General features: G+C 74.5%; 17 protein-coding genes. 4 read left to right on the top strand and 13 right to left on the bottom strand.

Going from position 1 to position 17818, the window contains the following annotated elements; all coding sequences use genetic code 11:
* Positions 1-4: 4 nt before the first annotated feature.
* From galT to F8568_RS10065, 4 genes are read right to left on the bottom strand one after another with little or no spacing between them, the layout of a single operon-like run.
* Positions 5-1066, bottom strand: a complete 1062-nt coding sequence (gene galT, locus F8568_RS10080; RefSeq protein WP_151593242.1) for a galactose-1-phosphate uridylyltransferase — start codon at positions 1064-1066, stop codon at positions 5-7.
* Between the two features lie 10 nt (positions 1067-1076).
* Complete coding sequence (locus F8568_RS10075; RefSeq protein ID WP_151593241.1) at positions 1077-1688, bottom strand: GTP-binding protein; 612 nt, start codon at positions 1686-1688, stop codon at positions 1077-1079.
* Positions 1669-2049, bottom strand: a complete 381-nt coding sequence (locus F8568_RS10070; protein WP_151593240.1) for a DUF742 domain-containing protein — start codon at positions 2047-2049, stop codon at positions 1669-1671. The genes F8568_RS10075 and F8568_RS10070 overlap by 20 nt, the downstream gene beginning before the upstream one ends.
* A gap of 6 nt (positions 2050-2055) precedes the next feature.
* Positions 2056-4668: a sensor histidine kinase gene (locus tag F8568_RS10065; RefSeq protein WP_151593239.1), complete on the bottom strand. Its 2613-nt coding sequence runs from the start codon at positions 4666-4668 to the stop codon at positions 2056-2058.
* A gap of 276 nt (positions 4669-4944) precedes the next feature.
* Here F8568_RS10065 and F8568_RS10060 point away from each other — a divergent pair, with 276 nt between their 5' ends.
* Positions 4945-6150 (top strand): ABC transporter substrate-binding protein, encoded by a 1206-nt coding sequence (locus F8568_RS10060; protein WP_236008616.1) that lies wholly within the window; start codon positions 4945-4947, stop codon positions 6148-6150.
* A 120-nt stretch (positions 6151-6270) separates the two neighbouring features.
* Positions 6271-7179: an oxygenase MpaB family protein gene (locus tag F8568_RS10055; protein ID WP_151593238.1), complete on the top strand. Its 909-nt coding sequence runs from the start codon at positions 6271-6273 to the stop codon at positions 7177-7179.
* 156 nt (positions 7180-7335) lie between these two features.
* Here F8568_RS10055 and F8568_RS10050 read toward each other — a convergent pair whose 3' ends face one another.
* The 4 genes from F8568_RS10050 to F8568_RS10035 are packed head-to-tail and all read right to left on the bottom strand — an operon-like array spanning position 7336 to position 10596.
* Entirely contained in the window at positions 7336-8229 is an 894-nt protein-coding gene (locus F8568_RS10050) for a RecB family exonuclease (RefSeq protein ID WP_151593356.1), read from the bottom strand.
* 37 nt (positions 8230-8266) lie between these two features.
* Positions 8267-8977, bottom strand: a complete 711-nt coding sequence (locus F8568_RS10045; RefSeq protein WP_151593237.1) for an MBL fold metallo-hydrolase — start codon at positions 8975-8977, stop codon at positions 8267-8269.
* Between the two features lie 9 nt (positions 8978-8986).
* Positions 8987-9895, bottom strand: coding sequence for a PHP domain-containing protein (locus F8568_RS10040; protein ID WP_151593236.1), 909 nt, complete (start codon positions 9893-9895; stop codon positions 8987-8989).
* A 53-nt stretch (positions 9896-9948) separates the two neighbouring features.
* Positions 9949-10596 carry a DUF6758 family protein gene (locus tag F8568_RS10035; RefSeq protein WP_151593235.1) on the bottom strand — a complete coding sequence of 216 codons (648 nt, stop codon included), beginning with the start codon at positions 10594-10596 and terminating at the stop codon, positions 9949-9951.
* An 82-nt stretch (positions 10597-10678) separates the two neighbouring features.
* Between F8568_RS10035 and F8568_RS10030 the strand changes: the two genes are divergently transcribed.
* Positions 10679-11074 (top strand): NUDIX hydrolase, encoded by a 396-nt coding sequence (locus F8568_RS10030; RefSeq protein WP_151593234.1) that lies wholly within the window; start codon positions 10679-10681, stop codon positions 11072-11074.
* Here F8568_RS10030 and F8568_RS10025 read toward each other — a convergent pair.
* A complete protein-coding gene (locus F8568_RS10025; RefSeq protein WP_151593233.1) occupies positions 11060-12433 on the bottom strand; it encodes a CPBP family intramembrane glutamic endopeptidase in 1374 nt (457 codons plus the stop codon). The two genes, F8568_RS10030 and F8568_RS10025, sit on opposite strands and share 15 nt — an antisense overlap.
* Before the next feature lie 58 nt (positions 12434-12491).
* A complete protein-coding gene (locus F8568_RS10020) occupies positions 12492-13433 on the bottom strand; it encodes an HpcH/HpaI aldolase/citrate lyase family protein (RefSeq protein ID WP_202124739.1) in 942 nt (313 codons plus the stop codon).
* A gap of 39 nt (positions 13434-13472) precedes the next feature.
* Between F8568_RS10020 and F8568_RS10015 the strand changes: the two genes are divergently transcribed.
* On the top strand, positions 13473-13979 hold the full coding sequence (locus tag F8568_RS10015) for a hypothetical protein (protein WP_151593231.1): 507 nt from the start codon (positions 13473-13475) through the stop codon (positions 13977-13979).
* Between the two features lie 9 nt (positions 13980-13988).
* On the opposite strand, the gene F8568_RS10010 is transcribed toward F8568_RS10015, so the two are convergent.
* The 3 genes from F8568_RS10010 to F8568_RS10000 form a co-directional block, all read right to left on the bottom strand.
* Positions 13989-14879 (bottom strand): RNA polymerase sigma-70 factor, encoded by an 891-nt coding sequence (locus tag F8568_RS10010; RefSeq protein ID WP_151593230.1) that lies wholly within the window; start codon positions 14877-14879, stop codon positions 13989-13991.
* 129 nt (positions 14880-15008) lie between these two features.
* A complete protein-coding gene (locus tag F8568_RS10005) occupies positions 15009-15509 on the bottom strand; it encodes an inorganic diphosphatase (RefSeq protein WP_151593229.1) in 501 nt (166 codons plus the stop codon).
* A 42-nt stretch (positions 15510-15551) separates the two neighbouring features.
* A complete protein-coding gene (locus tag F8568_RS10000; RefSeq protein WP_151593228.1) occupies positions 15552-17774 on the bottom strand; it encodes a SpoIIE family protein phosphatase in 2223 nt (740 codons plus the stop codon).
* Positions 17775-17818 lie beyond the last annotated feature (44 nt).

Genomic DNA, 17818 nt, shown 5'->3' with positions numbered 1-17818 from the left:
GGGCTCAGCCGGCAGCGACCTCGCGGAGCCGGGCGGCGGCGGCCTCCGGCGGCACGTCGTTGATCCACGCCGCCATGCCCGACTCCGACCCCGCCAGATACTTGATCTTGCCGGGGGCGCGCCGGACGGAGAACAGCTCCAGGTGCAGCCGGACGAGGTCGCGGCCCTCGCCGGTCGGCGCCTGGTGCCAGCCCGCGACGTACGGGAGCGGCGTGTCGTACAGGGCGTCGCAGCGGCGGAGCAGGTCGCGGTAGAGGACGGCCAGCTCGTCGCGTTCGGCGCCGTCGAGGGCGGCGAAGTCGGGGACGTGCCGGTGCGGCATCAGGTGCACCTCGACGGGCCAGCGCGCCGCGGCGGGCACGTAGGCCGTCCAGTGCTCGCCGGACAGCACCACCCGGGTGCCCTCCCGCTCGGCCTTCAGCACGTCGTCGAACAGGCCGGGACTCAGGGACGCCATGGCGAGCATCCGCTCGGTCCGCGGCGTGATGAACGGGTACGCGTAGATCTGGCCGTGCGGGTGGTGCAGCGTCACGCCGATCTCGACGCCGCGGTTCTCGAACACGAACACCTGCCGGACGGCCGGGAGGCGCGACAGCTCGGCGGTGCGGTCCGCCCACGCGTCGATGACCGTCCGGACGCGGGAGACCGGCAGGTCCGCCATCGCGGCGTCGTGGTCGTCGGTGAAGCAGACGACCTCGCAGCGTCCCGCGCCGGGGAACCGCTCGAACACCTCCGCGCCGTCGACCGTCGGCGGCACCGCCGGGGTGCGGGCGTCGAACGACGGGAACCGGTTCTCGAAGACGGCGACGTCGTAGGAGTCGTCGGGGATCTCCGAGGCGGGACCGCCGGGGCACAGCGGGCACTGGTCGGGCGGCGGCAGAAACGTGCGCGTGTTGCGGTGCGCGGTGACCGTGACGTGGTCGCCGGTCAGCGGGTCGCGGCGGACCTCGCAGACCGGCTCGACGGGCGGCAGGCCGCGCGGGTCGGGGACGGGGACTCTTCCGGGGGTCTCGTCGTAGTAGACGAGTTCGCGGCCGTCGGAGAGCCGCGCGCGTGTCCGGTGCATCGCCCGCAGCCTACCGGGCCGCGGCGCCGGCGGTCTCCGCCTGGTGGACCGCCAGCAGGTGCCTCACCAGGGTCGTCAGCACCTCCTTGCCGGACGCGCGCTCCCGGACGTCGCACAGCACGATCGGGGTGGCGTCGGTCAGGTCGAGGGCCTCGCGGATCTCGTCCTCGGTGTAGTCGTAGCCGTCGTCGAACATGTTGACGGCGATGACGAACGGGAGCCCGCGGTTCTCGAAGTAGTCGACGGCGGGGAAGCAGTCGGCGAGGCGGCGGGTGTCGGCGAGCACGACCGCGCCGAGCGCGCCGTACGACAGCTCGTCCCACATGAACCAGAAGCGGTCCTGTCCGGGGGTGCCGAACAGGTAGAGGACCAGGCCGTCGCGGATGGTGATGCGGCCGAAGTCCATCGCGACGGTCGTCGTGGTCTTCTGCTCGACGCCCGCGGTGTCGTCGACGCCGACGCCGCGGTCGGTGAGCAGCTCCTCGGTCTGCAGCGGCCGGATCTCGCTGACGGCGCCGACGAGGGTCGTCTTGCCGACCCCGAAGCCGCCGGCGATGAGGATCTTCACCGCGATGGGCGCGGCGGGGGCCGGGCCCGCGGCTTCAGAGGGCTTGGAGACCATGCAGCACTTCCCTGAGCAGGCGTTCCTTGGAGAGCGTGCTCTCCTGCTGGTGCGGGCGGGTGACGGTGATGAGCCGGTGGTGCAGCAGGTCGCCGAGCAGCACCCGGACGACGACCAGCGGCAGCCGGATCCGGGCGGCGATCTCGGCGACGGGCTGCGGCTGCAGGCACATCTCCAGGATGTCCAGGTGCTCGGGCCCGATGCCGGGCGACCCGGAGCGAGGCCGCGCCGCGGTCGCGACGATCGTGATCATGTCGAACGTCTCGGCCGTGGCGGGCCTGGCGCGCCCGCGGGTGAGCGCGTACGACCGGACGATCGGTCCGGCCTCGTCATCGAGCCATTCGCTCCCAGGACCGGTCATCCGAGGTCACGAGTCCTCGGTGCCGAGGGTCTCGGCGCGGCCGCGCCGGGTGCCCTGCTGGATGGACGACATCATCGAGCGCAGCTCCTCGGGGGTGCGGCCGGCGCGCGGGGCGGGCTCGGCGGCGGGCCGGACGGCCGGCTCCTCGCGCAGCTGCGCGGCCATGTTCTCCTGCCGGACGCGCTTCGGCAGCGCCGGCCGGTCGCCGCGGGCGGCGCCGGGGGGACGCCGCCGGACCTCGCGCGGCGAGCGCGGCGGCCGCTGCGCCGCGGGCCGCTCCTCCTCGCGGCGCGCGGGCGGCTCGCCCCACGCGGACGGCGACCGGCGCTGCTCGGGCAGCGGCCCCTGCACGGGCTCGGCGAACACCGGCCGCGGCCCGGTCGTCTCGGACGGCTCGCCCGCCGGAGGCGTCCCGCCGGTCCCGCCGGTCTCGCCGGTCTCGGCGGTCTCGGCGGACGGGTCGCCCCAGCCGATCGGGCCGGTCCCGGCGCCGGAAGCCTGGGGCGCCGGCACGCCGATCGGGCCGGTGGCCGGGCCCTCGGAGGGCAGGCCGATCGGCCCGGTGGCCGGACCGCCGGAGGGCAGGCCGATCGGCCCGGCCGGCGGGGGCGCGGCGTGCCGTCCGGCGGGCAGGCGCAGCACGGCGCCGCCCGGCTCGTCGCCGGCGAGACCGTCCGGGCGGTGGCCGCCGACGACCGCGCCGACCGGGACGAGGGCGTCCTCGGCGCGGCGGGTGGTGAGCGCGGGCGGCGCCTCCAGCGCGTCGGCGTCGGCGCGGACGACGAGGTCCTCGGGCAGCAGCACGATCGCGGTCATGCCGCCGTACGGGGAGGTGCGCAGGGTGACCTTGACGCCGTGCCGGCGGGCGAGCCGGCCGACGACGAACAGGCCGAGCTGCGAGGCGTCCGACAGGTCGAACTCGCCGCCGCTGGCGAGCCGCTCGTTGGCCGCGGCGAGGCTCGGCTCGTCCATGCTGAGCCCGCGGTCCTCGACCTCGAGGGTGAAGCCGTGCGAGACGGCCTGCCCGTGCACCTGGACGGTGGTGTGCGGCGGCGAGAACGCGGTCGCGTTCTCGATCAGCTCGGCGAGCAGGTGGATGACGTCGGCGACGGCGGGCCCGACGATCGCGGCGCGGGCCATCGGCGCGACGTTGACCCGGGTGTAGTCCTCGACCTCGGACGCGGCGGCGCGGGCGACGTCGACGATCGCGACGGGGCTGCGCCAGCCGCGGCCGGGCGCCTGCCCGGACAGGATGATGAGGCCCTCGGCGTGCCGGCGCATGCGGGTGGCGAGGTGGTCGACCCGGAACAGGTCCTCCAGGTCGTCGGGGACCTCGATGCGCCGCTCCATCGAGTCGAGCAATTTGAGCTGGCGGTGCAGCAGCGTCTGGCTGCGGCGGGCGAGGTTGACGAAGACGTCGCTGACGTTGCGGCGCAGCGTCGCCTCCTCGACGGCGCCCTGGATCGCGGTGCGGCGGGCGGCGTTGAACGCCTCGCCGACCTGGTCGATCTCGCGGGTGCCGAACGCCAGCGGCGGCGCCTCGGCGGCCACGTCGACCTCCTCGCCGCGGCGCAGCCGGCGGATCACGCCGGGCAGCCGGACGTCGGCGAGGTCGAGCGCCTCGCGGCGCAGCCGGGCCAGCTCGCGGATCACCGACCGGGCCACCCACACCGCGATGAACAGGGACGCGATGACGGCGAGCAGGCCGAGCGCGCCGGCCAGCACGACCCGGGTGATGATGCCGTCGGAGATCGGCTTGGCGCGCTGCTCGGCGCCCGCGGTCACCGACAGCTCCAGGCCGCGCAGCCGGGTGAGGTTGGAGTCGGCGGTGGTCTTCCACAGCGTCCCGGAGCCGGAGGACGGGCGGACGAGCGCGCGGGACGCGGTGAACCGGTCCTCCAGCGAGCGGAGCCGGGTGTACTCCGGCATGCCGGTGACGCGCTCGTAGTAGGCCTGGTCGGCGGGGCGCAGCTCCGACGAGGCGAACCCGTACAGGGACCGCTGGGTGCCGACGAGCTTGACGAACTGGGCGTGCTCGGCGGGCGTCATCCGGCCGGCGGCGAGCGCGCCGGCGAGCACGGCGTCCTCCTCGGCGAGGGTCTCGCGGGCCCGCGACAGCGACGCCTCGTTGCGGGCGTCCTTGGCGACCTCGGAGTTGTCCAGGGTGGCGAGGGAGCCCTGCAGCGACCCGACGTCCGACAGCAGGGCGGTGTAGTCGGCGAACGCCTTGGACCGGCCGGTGGCGCCGGTGTCGATGGCGCGCCGTCCGGTGCCGAGCGCGGCGAGCTCGCCGCTGATCCGGTCGGCGAGCCGGCGGGCCTGCGCGGGCGCGGCGCCGCGGGCGCCGGAGTCGCGCACGAGGCGGCGGAACAGCTCGGCCTGCCGGTCGGTGACGAGCCGGCCGGACTCCATCGCGGCGCGGTCCCCGTCGGTGCGGCTGCCGAGGTACACCATCGACAGCCGGCGCTCGTTCTGCAGGGCGCTGCCGAGCGCGCCGGACGGGTAGCCGAAGTGGTCCTGGACGGTCTCGACGTGCCGCAGGTTGAGGCCCTGGCCGAGCGCGATGCTCGCGGCGAAGGCCCAGAGCACGCCGAGCGAGACGACCGAGACGGTCACCATCAGGACGACCTTGACCCGGATGGACCGGAACCGCGACGCCTTGGGGACCCGACGGTGGCCGGCGGAGGGGTCCGGAGAGCGGCCTCGTTTTGGCACTTCGGTGACGACTTTCGCTCGTGGGGGCTGGTGGGGCCGACGGGGTTTGCGCGATACCGGCTGGTCCGCGCGGAACGCACGGAAGCCTAGGACGATCCCGCGCCGTGTGTCGACAGTTTCCAGATCATCACATTTTGTGTGCACACGTGACCAAAAATAGCCCTACGATCTCTCAGCGTGATGGCGAACACCCCGAACCGCGCACATCGGGCGCGGCGCCCGCTCGCGGCGCTCGCGCCGGCCATGCTTATGGTGGCCGCGCTGACCGCCGGGTGCGGCGGCGGCTCGTCCGGCACGGCGCCGCCGCCCGACATCCCGATGCAGCAGGAGATCGGCGCCTCGGAGGGCCGGCTCGACCTGGTCGTCTGGGCGGGCTACGCCGAGAACGGCTCGAACGACCGGACGGTCGACTGGGTCACGCCGTTCACCAAGGCGACCGGCTGCCGCGTCGAGGCGAAGGTCGCCGACACGTCCGACTCGATGGTCGCGCTGATGCGGACCGGCAAGTACGACGGCGTGTCCGCGTCGGGCGACGCGTCGCTGCGGCTCATCTACGGCGGGACGGTCGCGCCGGTCAACACGCGGCTGCTCAGCGGGTACGGCGACATCGCCGGGTTCCTGAAGAACCAGCCGTACAACTCGGTGGACGGGCAGATGTACGGCGTCCCGCACGGCTACGGCGCCAACATGCTGATGTACCGGACGGACAAGCTGGCGCAGCGCCCGACGTCCTGGGACGTGGTGTGGAAGAAGGACTCCCCCGCGTCGGGCCACGTCGTCGCCTACGACTCGCCCATCTACATCGCCGACGCCGCGCTGTACCTGAAGGCGCACCGCCCCGACCTGAAGATCAAGAACGTGTACGAGCTGGATGACAAGCAGTTCGACGCGGCGATCGACCTGCTGAAGCAGCAGCGGCCGAACGTCAACCAGTACTGGGCGAACTACCTCGACGAGTTGCAGTCGTTCAAGAGCGCCGACGACTACGCGGGCACCGCGTGGCAGGTGACCGCGAACCTGGCGGCGGACCAGCGGTCGCCGGTCGCGACGACGATCCCGTCCGAGGGCGCCACCGGCTGGTCCGACACGTGGATGATCTCCTCGAAGGCGCAGCATCCGGCGTGCATGTACAAGTGGATGAACTGGATCACCAAGCCGAAGGTGCAGGCGCAGGTCGCGCAGTACTTCGGTGAGGCGCCGGCCAACCCGAAGGCGTGCGCGTACACCGCGAAGGGCTTCTGCTCGACGTACCACGTCGGCGATCCCGGCTTCTACAAGCGGCTGGCGTTCTGGCGCACTCCGGTGAAGGACTGCGGCGACGACCGCGGCGACGACTGCGTCGACTACGAGCGGTGGACCCAGGCCTGGACGCAGATCAAGGGCTGACCAGGCAGGATCGGTCTCGGAACGGACGGGCACCGGCCGCGCTCAGGGGCCGGTGCACGGCCGTCGGCAGGTAATGAGACACTTACACCAGTTTGTCGCACGACGTCTGGTGAGGTGGGAATGTCCGCGACCGTCCAGCCCCCCGAGAGCGTGACCTGGCGCGTCCACATCGACCGGTCCATGTGGGTCGGCGGAGTGCGCAGCCTCATGCTGCAGGCGCTGCACCCCATGGCCATGTGGGGCGTCTGGCAGAACTCGGGCTTCCAGGAGGACCCGTTCGGCCGCCTCCAGCGCACCGCCGACTTCGTCGGCGTCGCCACGTTCGGCACGCGCGAGGAGATCGACGCGCTGGCCCGGAAGGTCCGCGACATCCACCGCGGCCTGCGGATCCTCAACCACGACACCGGCAGGAAGGAGCGCCTCGACCAGCCCGAACTGCTGCTGTGGGTGCACTGCGCCGAGGTCTACTCCTACCTGCAGATCGCCCGCCGCTCCGGCCTGCTCCTCACCGACGCGATGGCCGACCGGTACCTGGACGAGCAGCGGCACACCGCCACCTACGTCGGCCTGCACGCCGAGGACGTCCCCGGCAGCGTCGCGGAGATGGAGCAGTACCTCGCGAGCATGCGCCCGCACCTGCGCGTCACCGAGGAGGCCGCGGCCACCGTCAGGTTCCTGATGTGGCCGACGCTGCCGGAGAACCTGCGGTTCCTCGCCCCCGGCAAGCCGGGCTACTTCCCCTTCGGCGCGCTCTGCTACTACTCGCTGCCCGACTGGGCGCGCAAGATGTACGGCGCGCTCCCGGAGGTCCCGCAGCCCGCCGTCACCGCCGCGCTCCGCTCGTTCCGCCTCGCGATGAACTCGGTGCCGGAGAGGCTGCACGACTACGCCTTCGCCAAGCCGACCCGCGACATGCTCGAACGCGCCCGCCGGAACCTCGCCGCCGAAGGCTACGACCTCGGCAAAGGCCTCTACGGCCTGCGCGACCCCCGCAGTTGGCCTGGCAGCGCCCTCGGCGCCAGGCGCTAGAGCGCCTTCCTTCAACGGGCGCTGCGTGCGATCGCTGCATCGCTCCGACTCGGCCCTGGGGGCCTCGCCGCGCGATCGGATTCTCGCAAGCTCGAATCCGGCTTCGCTCGCGATCGCGACGGTCGAGGTCCGCGCGTGGTCCGGAAAGACCGGTGATCAGGTCTCGTCGGCGAGGGCCGCCCAGGGGTCTTTTCTCGGGGCGGCTTCGCGGCCTTCGGGGCAGTGGCGGGCGAAGTCACACCAGGAGCACAGGCGGCCGGGACGCGCCGGGAACCGGTCGTCGAAGGGGGCGTGGTCGACCGGCGGCGCGGCATCGCGGCCGGGGGCCGCGGCGACCCGGGTGCGGGCCTCGCCGCGGCGCGGGGCCGGGACGCGGGCCCGGTAGGCGTCGTCGGCGGCGGACGCCTCCGCGGCGATCCGCTCGGCCCGCCTGATGTGCCGCTCCAGCGACTCGTCGGTGTGCTCCCAGGCCGCGACCTCGCCGGACGGCAGATGGTGCAGCTCGACGCGGTGGCACGGGCGGCGCAGCACGCGGGACGCGGCCACCGCGTAGATCGCCAGCGCGAGCGAGCCGCGCGCGTCGTCCGCCGTCTGGACGTACCGGCCCGTCTTGTAGTCGACGACGACCAGCTCGGAGCCGCGCGCGTCGAGCCGGTCGATGCGGCCGGACACGGCGATGCGGTCGGTGCGGGCCGCGACGGTGCGCTCCACGCCGACCGGCTCGTCCGCCGGGTCGAGGCCCGCCGCGTACCGCTCGGTCATCTCGCGGGCGCGCTCGCGCCACCGCGCGGACTGCGCCTCGTCGCGGAACCCGTCCGTCAGCCAGCCGCGCGCCAGCAGGCCGCCGGCGGCCTCCGGGGTCCGGTCGGCGACCGGTAGCCGCCACCAGCCGGCCAGCGCGTTGTGCACGGACGCGCCGACGCTGTTGTGCGCCCACGGCGGGCCCTTCGGCGGCATCGGCCGGTCGAGGTAGGTCATCCGGTACCGGCGCGGGCAGTCCAGCCAGGTGTTCAGCCGGGACGGCGTGCACGCGTAGAGCCGCTGGGGCATGCCGTCGAAGCCCAGCTGCTCGCCCCCGGACACCGGATCAGTCGTCGTCCTGCTCGCGGGCGAGCGAGCCCCAGGTCTCCCAGCGGGCGTCCTCGTCGCCGACCGTCGTCTCCTCGCCCTGGCCGGGCAGGACCCGCAGGTCCTTCGGCAGCGGGGTGAGCAGCGCGCCGATCGAGTTCAGCTGCTTGCCGAGCTCGTCGTACACGCCGCCGATCGAGCCGGGGCGGCCGCGGTGCAGGGTGTCGCCGGAGAACAGCACGCCGAGCTGCTCGCTGATCACGCTGACGCTGCCGGGCGTGTGGCCGGGCGTGTGCAGCACCTCCAGCTGGGTGTCGGCGATCTCGAAGACGCCGCCGTCCTCCAGCCAGATGTCGGGCTCCAGGGAGCGCAGCGCCTTGGCGTCGTCCTCGTCCTTCTCCTCGCGGGCGAGGCGGCCGAAGTAGTCCCGCCACAGCACCCGGTCGCCGCGGTGCAGCGCGATCGGGGCCCAGTTCTCCTCGTCCTCCTCGCCGGCGGCGGCCACCTCGAGCACCACCTCGAGGCGGTGCTCGCCGCCGTCGGTGAGCAGGACGGCCATGACCTCGCGTTCGCCGACCTCCTTGAGGATGGCGTCGGCGTCGAAGGCCGGGTCGATCACGATGACCTCGTCGTCGTCGCCGACGATGTAGGTGTTGTTCTCGACGTCGTACTCGGTGTCGTCGAGGGTGAGCTTCCCCGACGTCGTCACCTGTTCGATGCGCGCGTCCACGCTGGCACCCTACCGTGCTTCCGGGACGGTTCCGGGCGGCCCCGCGTCAGCGCCAGGCGGTACCGCGCCGGCGCCGGAGGCGACGGGCGCGGAGCCGGTGGACGCGGCGGTGAGGGCGGCGTAGGCGTCCGGCGCGGTGGTCTCGGCGCCGAGCCGGTCGCCGGTGAGGGCGCCGTGGTCGTCGCTGGAGCCGGTGGCGGCGAGGCCGAGGTCGCGGGCGAGGCCGCGCAGCGCGGCGCGCTCCGCCGCGTCCTGGTCGGGGTGGTCGACCTCGACACCGGCGAGCCCCGCCGCGGCGAGGCCCGCGATCACCTCGTCGGAGAAGACGTAGCCGCCGCGCCGGGTCCGCGGATGGGCGAGCACGCACACCCCGCCCGCCGCCCGGACGAGCCGGATCGCCCGCCGCGGGTCGAGCGCGTAGCGGTCGGCGTGCGCGCGGCCGCCCTCGGCGATCCAGTCCCGGGTGAACGCCTCGTCGGGGGACGCGACGACGCCCGCCTCGACCATGGCGCGGGCGATGTGCGGCCGGCCGACGGCCTCGCCGCGCGCCAGCTCGCGGACCCGGTCCCAGGTGACGTCCGCGCCCAGCGCCCGCAGCCGCTCCACCATCGTCCTCGCCCGGATGATCCGGTCGTCGCGGATCCGGGCCAGCTCGGCGGCGAGGACGGGTTCGGCCGGGTCGAACAGGTACCCGAGCATGTGCAGGCTGCGCCCGTCCTGCCTGCACGACAGCTCGATACCCGGGACGAGCGTCAGCCCGTCCGGCAGCGCGGCGGCGGCCTCGGCCCAGCCGGCGACGGTGTCGTGGTCGGTGAGGGCGAGGACGTCGACGCCGTTCGCGCGGGCCCGCCGGACGACCTCGGACGGCGGGCGCGTCCCGTCGGAGGCGTCGCTGTGGCTGTGCAGGTCGATGCGCATGCGCCCTTTCTAACAGCCGCCCCTTCTGACAGTCGGCTGAGGCGGCCGTTCGGCTACTCGTCGAGCCGGGGGCTGTAGGCGCCGTAGGGCAGGTCCAGGTCCATGCCGGGCTCGCGCAGGTCGAGGAGGTTCAGGCGGTCCAGCATCAGCACGCCCGCCTCGGCGGGCCACAGCACCGCCCACAGCCAGTCGCCCATCGCCTCGCCGACGTAGACGGCGCGGTCCGCCCTGGTGCCGACGGCCCACATCGGCACCGAGTGCCCGCAGGTCGCGGCGGGGCCGCTCACGTCGATCTTGGTGTCGGGCGGGCTGCCGTCGAACCCCGGGCCGGGGTCGCCGCCGTCCAGCCCGGCGTAGTGGCCGCCGAGCCCGATGCCGGGCTCCTCGGCGATCAGCACCAGGTCGGCCGGGCCGCTGAGCAGGCCCGGCCCGGACAGCGCGACGGCCGTCGCGCGGGCGCCCGAACGCTCGTCGCCCACGCCGCAGAAGCCGGTGACGAGCCAGGCCGGCGGAAGGGGCCAGGGCGTCCAGACCGGGACCCTCGCGTCCCGGAGCACGGCCGCCAGCCCGTCCGGGCCGGGGCGCTTGGGCGGCTGGCGGGGAAGTACGGCGCCGTGCACGCCGCATCTCCAGTCGCTCGACCAGAGGCCCGGCGCGCTCACCGGACCCGCGCATCGCGGGCATGTGGGCTCCGCCCTCATGATATCCACCCTGCGCGCCGCCTCCCTCCGCCGTCAAGTTCCCCGAGGTAGCGGACCGGGCAAGGCGCGACAAAATGGTGGCATGAGGGTGCGCTGCGTCGGCGGGATCGTCAGGGACGGGAGCGGACGGCTGCTGCTGGTACGGCGCGGCCGGCCGCCGGGCGCCGGGCTGTGGTCGGTGCCGGGCGGGCGGGTCGAGCCGGGCGAGGACGACGCCGCCGCGGTGGTCCGGGAGCTGAAGGAGGAGACGGGCCTGGACGTGGTGGCGGGCGCGCTCGCCGGGTCGGTGGACCGTCCCGGTCCCGGCGGGGTCGTCTACGAGATCCACGACTACGAGGCCCGGGTGGTCGGCGGCGTCCTGCGGGCCGGCGACGACGCCGCCGACGCCCGCTGGGTCACCGCGGCGGAACTGCGCGGCCTCCCGCTGACGGACGGCCTGGTCGAGGCGCTGGAGTCGTGGGGGCTACTGGGGCCGTGAGGCGAACTCGGGCTCGGGGTCCTGCGGGAGCGCGTCCGGGCCGGGGGCGTCCGCCGGCACGGACGTGACGGTCTGGATCTTCTTGCGGCGCGCCAGCCACACGACGGCGGCCGCGTACAGCAGCATCGGCGCGACGTCGGCGGCGACGGCCTGCCACGGCACCGAGCCCTCGTTGATGTCGAGCTCCCCGACCGCGGCGGGACCGAGGAAGGCCAGCAGGTTGTTGCAGACGTGCAGCGCGATGCCGGACTCGAGGCCGCCCGTCCGCGTCGCGAGCCAGGCGGCGACCGCGCCGAACACGAAGATGTCGAGGATGCCCCAGCCGGTGTAGCCGTGCAAGGAGGTGAACGCGGCGGAGCCGATGACGATCCCGGGCCAGGGGGTGCGGAAGACGGTGCTGAAGGCGCGCCCGACCCGTCCGGTGCGGGTCTGCAGCGTGCAGGCACCGATGGCCTGCAGCAGCCAGCCGCGGAAGACGACCTCCTCCGCCGACGACTGGAGCGGCACCAGCAGGATGATCACGATGGCCGCGGGCACGAACCGGCCCCAGCCGACCCAGTGCTCGCCGCCGGAGGAGTCGTCGGGCAGGAACGCGGCGGCGACGATCGACGAGGCGTACGACACCGCGCAGTACCCGACGGCGAGGGCGCAGCAGGTGAGCAGCCAGCGCCGGCGGACCCGGCCGGTGACGGAGGCGAGGGTGCCGGGCCTGCGCCGCTGCAGCAGCCACGCCGCGAGCAGCGCGACCGGCAGGAAGACCGCGATGGCGGCGAGGTTGAACGCCAGGTCCGCGGTGGAGTTCCCGAGGATCGTGTCCGAGCCGCTGCCGGTGGTGTCGGGCGCCTCGCCGGTCGCGATGACCCGGACGACGAGTGCGACGATCATCATGCCGATCGTCAGCGCCATGCCCACGACGACGATCGCCGCGCTGCCGGCGAGCGGCCGCCACCAGTGGTGCAGCGGTGTCCGCGCCATCCGGTGGAACGGGGTGCCGGGCGGGGGCTCGGCCGTCCACGGGCCCTTCGGCCGCGGCGGCCCGTACCCGGTGAACCCTTGCGGGACGTAGGGACCGTAGGCCGCGGGGTACGGCGGCCCGTAGGGCGCGCCGTAGGGCGGCGGCGGCGCGCCGTAATGGCCCGGATAGGGCTGGGGCGCCGGGTGGGGTGGTGGGGCGCCTTGGCCCGCGGGCCACGTCCAGCCGGCCGGCGCGACCGGGCCGGGTGGGCCGACCGGGTTGGGCGGGCCGGGGGCGTGTGCCGGGGGCGGCTGAGGCGCGGCGGGCTCCGGTGCCGGCCCCCGCCCGGGCTCGTCCGACATGCCGGGATCGAGCGGGGCCCAGCCGTTCCCGTCCCCTGCCATCGCCACCTGATCCTCTCCCCGCGACGGTGTCACCGTGTGGGACGAATGGTACGTCCCGTCAGGTCGCCGGGGGGGCGAAGCGCTTGGTCCGGGCCATCCCGGCGGCGCGCCCCTTGACCGCGACGACCAGCGCCATCTTCCGGGACGCCTCATCGATCATCTCGTCCCCGAGCGTCGCGGCGCCGCGTCCCTCGACGGTGACGTAGTGCTCGTAGGCGTCCAGGATCAGCTCGGCGTGGTCGTAGTCCTCCTGCGACGGGGAGAACACCGCGTTCCCGGCGTCGATCTGCGCCGGGTGCAGCACCCACTTGCCGTCGAACCCGAGCGCGGCCGAGCGCTTGGCGACCCGGGTGAAGGCGTCCACGTCCCGGACGTTGAAGTACGGCCCGTCGATCGCCTGCAGGTCGTTGGCGCGCGCGGCCATCAGGATCCGCATGAGGATGTAGTGGTAGGCGTCGCCCTCGGGGTAGCCGGGCGGCTGCTCACCGACCACGAGCGTCCGCATGTTGATCGAGGCCATCAGGTCGCCGGGGCCGAACACCAGCGACTCCAGCCGCGGCGACGACGCGGCGATCGCGTCGATGTTCACCATGCCCTTGGCGTCCTCGATCTGCGCCTCGATGCCGATGCGGCCCGGCTCCAGGCCGGTGGCCTTCTCGATCTGGGTGAGGAGCCGGTCGAGCCACTGGACGTGGGTGGCGTCCGACGCCTTCGGCAGCATGATCGCGTCGAGGTTCGCGCCCGCGCCCTCGACGACCTCGATCACGTCCCGGTACGCCCAGTGCGTCTCCAGGTCGTTGATCCGCACCACCCGGGTCTTGCCCGTCCAGTCGCCGTCGTTGAGCGCGGCGACGACGGTCTTGCGGGCGTCCTCCTTGGCGGACGGCGCGACGGCGTCCTCCAGGTCGAGGAAGATCTCGTCGGCGGGGAGCCCCTGCGCCTTCTCGATGAAACGGGGATTGCTGCCGGGGACCGCGAGGGTGGTACGTCGAGAGCGCATGGGCCGGATGGTATCCACCGGGTGTGAGACGCTTTCGGCGTGGGTGAGCTGAACCGCGCGCTGGTCGACGAGGCGGCGAAGAAGTCCGGGCTGCTCTGGCTGGACCTGCCCGGGCTGCCGCAGCCACGCGCCGCCTGGCATGTGTGGCACGACGGGTCGGCGTACGTGCTGACCGGCGGCGAGGGCGAGCAGCCCCTGCCGGGCCTGCCCGAGGCCGACCGGGTCACCGTCATCCTGCGCAGCAAGGACAAGGGCGGCCGGCTCGTCGCCTTCACCGCCGAGTGCGCGCGGGTCGAGCCGGGCACCGGGCTGTGGGACGAGGTCGCGCCGCTGCTGGCCAAGGAGCGGCTGAACGCCCGCGACCACGAGGGCCAGGTGCGGACCTGGGCGGGCGAGTCGTGGATCGTCCGGCTCACCCCGGTGGACGCGGCGGACGACCCGGCCCCGGAGGCGTACGCGACGGTGCGTCCGGTGCCGACCCCGGCGACCACCGCGGGCCCGCCGCCGAAGATGTTCGGCGGCAGGCGCCGCACCGTCGACCGGTAGCCGCCCGCGTCACATTGTCAGCGTGCGGCCCTCCGCGATCGCGCGGAGCTTGTCCGGGTTCGCCACCAGCTGGATGTCCCGGACGCGCCCGTCGGCGCCGGCGGTGGCGGTGATCACGCTGATCGGCCCGTCCGGGCCGGACACGACCACCGCGGGCCCGCCGTTGATCTCGACCCGGCGCAGCAGCCAGTCGGCCGGGTCGACGCCCTCGTAGGGGCGGGTGGTGATGTTCGCGAAGAACCGGGCGATGAGGTCCGCGCCGTGCACGATCTTCCGCGGCGCGCGGACCTTGCCGCCGCCGTCGGTCCACAGCGTCACGTCGGGGGCGAGGGTCTCCATGAGCCGGTTGATGTCCCCGCCGACGACCGCCTCGAGGAACCGCTCGGTCGCGGCGCGCCGCTCGGCGCCGCCCGCCTCGAACCGGGGACGGCGCGCCTCCACGTGCTTGCGGGCCCGGGTGCCGAGCTGCCGCACCGACGTCTCCGCGCGGTCCAGCGCCCGCGCGATCTCCGCGTACGGGTAGCCGAACACCTCCTTCAACACGAACACGGCGCGCTCCAGCGGGCTGAGGGTCTCCAGCACCACCAGCATCGCCATCGACACCGACTCCGCCAGCTCGGCGCCCTCGGCCGCGACGTCCGGCGAGGTCAGCATCGGCTCGGGCAGCCACGGGCCGACGTAGGTCTCGCGCTGCGCGCGCGCCGACCGCAGCCGGTCCAGCGCCACGTTCGTGGTGATCCGGACGAGGTAGGCCTTGGGGTCCTGGACGTCCGAGCGGTCGGCGGAGGACCAGCGCAGCCACGCGTCCTGGACGGCGTCCTCGGCGTCCGCGGCGGTGCCGAGCATCCGGTAGGCGACCGCGAACAGCAGGTCGCGGTGCTCCTCGAAGACATCAGACATGATCGTTCAGCCTCTCCCGGCCGGGCACGCGCGCGCCCGCCCTCACCCCCGAGGACGGGACGCCCGCCCGGATCGTGACATCGTCCCAGACCGGAACCGCCGGACGCCGGGCGAGGTGTGGCCGGGCGGTCAGCGCGTGCGGGCCAGGTGCGCGTCGGCGGCGCGCTCGATGGACTGGCCGATCTCCCGGTCGGCGACGTCGCGGTCCTGCCAGCCGCGCACGTCGGTGTCCTTGCCGGGCTCCAGGTTCTTGTAGATGTCGAAGAAGTGCGCGATCTCGTCCAGGAAGTACGTGGGCACGTCGCCGAGGTCGCGGACCGACTCGTAGCGGACGTCCCGCGCCGGCACCGTGAGGATCTTGGCATCGGGCTCGCCGCCGTCGTGCATCCAGAACACCCCGACGCTGCGGACCGACACCTGGCAGCCGGGGAACGTCGGCTCCTCCAGCAGCACCATCGCGTCCAGCGGGTCGCCGTCCTCGGCGAGCGTGTCGGGGACGTAGCCGTAGTCCACCGGGTACTGCGTGGAGGTGAACAGCATCCGGTCCAGGCGGATGCGCCCGAGCCGGTGGTCCATCTCGTACTTGTTGCGCGATCCACGCGGGATCTCGACGATCATCTCGATTTCCATGGTGCCTCCCCCGCGGGGTCGTACCCGGCCTGCCGGGCTCCCCTACTTCGCCGATGCCGGAACGTGCAGCGCGAGCAGCGTCACGTCGTCGGACTGCTCGTACCCCGCGAGCAGCCGGGCCACCAGGTGGTCGACGACCCGGCGCGGGTCGGCGGCGGCGTCCGGCGCCAGCTCCGCCGCGGCGGCGACCAGGTCGCCGAGCCCGGTGTCGACGCCGCGCCGGCGGTTCTCCACCAGCCCGTCGGAGTACAGCACGACGGTGTCGCCGGGCGACAGCGAGAAGCTCGTCTGCTGCCGGTGGCTCGGCCAGCCGAGCGGGGTGCCCGCCTCGACGTCGCTGAGCCCCGCCGGCCCGCCCGCGGGCAGCAGCAGCGGCGGCGGATGCCCGGCGCTGGTGTACAGGCCCCGCCCGGTCGACGGGTCGATCATCAGGTAGGCGACGGTGGTGAACTGCTCGGCGTCCTCGGTCGCGCTGAACAGCCGGTCCAGCCCGGACAGGACGGCGGCGGGCCGCGGGTCGGTGAGCGCGAGCGCGCGCAGCGCGTTGCGCACCCGGCCCATGATCGCGGCGGCCAGCACGCCCTTGCCCATCACGTCGCCGACGACGACCGCGAGCCGGCCGCCGGGCAGCTTGAACACGTCGTACCAGTCGCCGCCGACCTGCACGTGCCGGGTCACCGGGTCGTAGCGGGCGGCCATCCGCAGCTCCGGGGAGCTCGGCAGGTCGCCCGGCAGCAGGCTGCGCTGGAGCTGCTCGGCGGTGCGGTGCTCGCGCTCGAACAGCAGCGCCCGCTCGACCGCCAGCGCGCACTGCCCGGCGAGCGCCTCCAGGAACACCTGCTCGTCCTCGGTGAGGAACCGGGTGCGGGTGAAGGCGAAGCGCAGCACCCCGATCGGCGCGCCCGCCGCCAGCAGCGGCAGCGCCACCCACGCCTGCTCGCCGGGGCCGCGCAGCATCTCCGTCGCGGCGGCGGCCTCCCCGAGCTGGCGGCGCAGCTCGGCGGGGTTCTCGGCGACGAACGGGCGGCCGTCGCGCGCCGCCGCCGACAGCACGGTCGGCTCCGCGACGGCGACGGTGTCCGGCCACGGGTCCGAGCGGTCCGAGCCGTCCGAGCCGTCGCGTCCGGCGTCCGGTCCGGTGTCCGGTCCGGTGTCCGGTCCGGTGTCCGCGTCCACGCCGGACGGCGGGTCGGCCGGGACGATCGGGGTGAGCCGCGTCCGGCCCTCGTCCAGCAGCGCGACCGTGCAGTGGTCGACGCCGACCGCGGACTGGCCGACCTCCACGATGACCCGGACGACCTCGCCCACGGTCAGCGCCTCGGCGAGCATCGAGGTGGCCTGCTGGAGCCGGGCGGTGCGCAGCGCGGCGGCCGACAGCTGGCCGGTGAGCCGGCCGCGCATCTCCTCGGCGTCGCGGCGGCCGGTGACGTCCGTCCCGGCGCACACCCACTCGATCACCGCGCCGTCCCGCCGGATCGGCACGGCCCGCACCTCGAAGTGCCGCCGCCCGCCGGCCGCGGTGAGGACGCGGCAGTCCACCTCCAGGACGCGCCCGTCGCGCATGCAGTCGCGCCACTCGGCGGCGACGCGGTCGTAGTCCTCCGGGTGCACGGCCGCGATCCAGCCGCCCTGCGCGTACGCCTCGGGGGTCTGGCCGGTGACGGCGCGCCAGTGCGGCGCGTCCTCGCCGGCGGCGCCGTCCGCGGTGGTCGTCCACACCACCGGGGTCGTCGCCTCGACCAGCGACCGGTACCGCTCGGTGCGGCGGGTGATGGCGTCCTCGACCGCGCGGCGGACCGTCTCGTCCTGGACGATCAGCGCCGCGCCGAGGATCGCGCCGCCGGGCCCGCGCACCGGCAGGCAGGCGCAGACCCAGACCCGCTCGCCGCACGCGTCGGGCCCGCCGGGATCGGTGCCGGGGGCGGGGCCCGCGCCGGAGTCGGGGGCGGGCGCGGGGCCGCGGACCTCCAGGCCGGTGACCGCGCGGCCGTCGCCGAGGACGCCGCGCAGCGCCGGTTCGAGGACCGCCGCGAACTCGCCGTCCAGCACCTCGGCGAGCCGCCGCCCGACGGGGTTGACGCCGTTGCGGCCGCCGGCGCCGCCGCCGCGCAGCAGCGCGCGCAGGGCCGCGTTGGCGCGGCGCAGGCGCAGCCGGCCGTCGAGGAACGCGACGCCGAACGGCACCTCGGTGACCAGCGCGCCGAACAGCGCCGAGTCTGCCAGAGCCGTGTCGGTGCGAGCCGTGTCGCGGGAATCCGGGACCATCGCCTCATCCCCCGGTGTCGATCCGGCCACCAGTCTAGACGCGC

Origin of the sequence: Actinomadura physcomitrii (genome assembly GCF_008923205.2) — a bacterium.
Lineage (GTDB): Bacteria > Actinomycetota > Actinomycetes > Streptosporangiales > Streptosporangiaceae > Spirillospora > Spirillospora physcomitrii.
The sequence above is the reverse complement of the archived record's forward strand: the minus strand, read 5'-3'. Positions and strand labels throughout refer to the sequence as shown.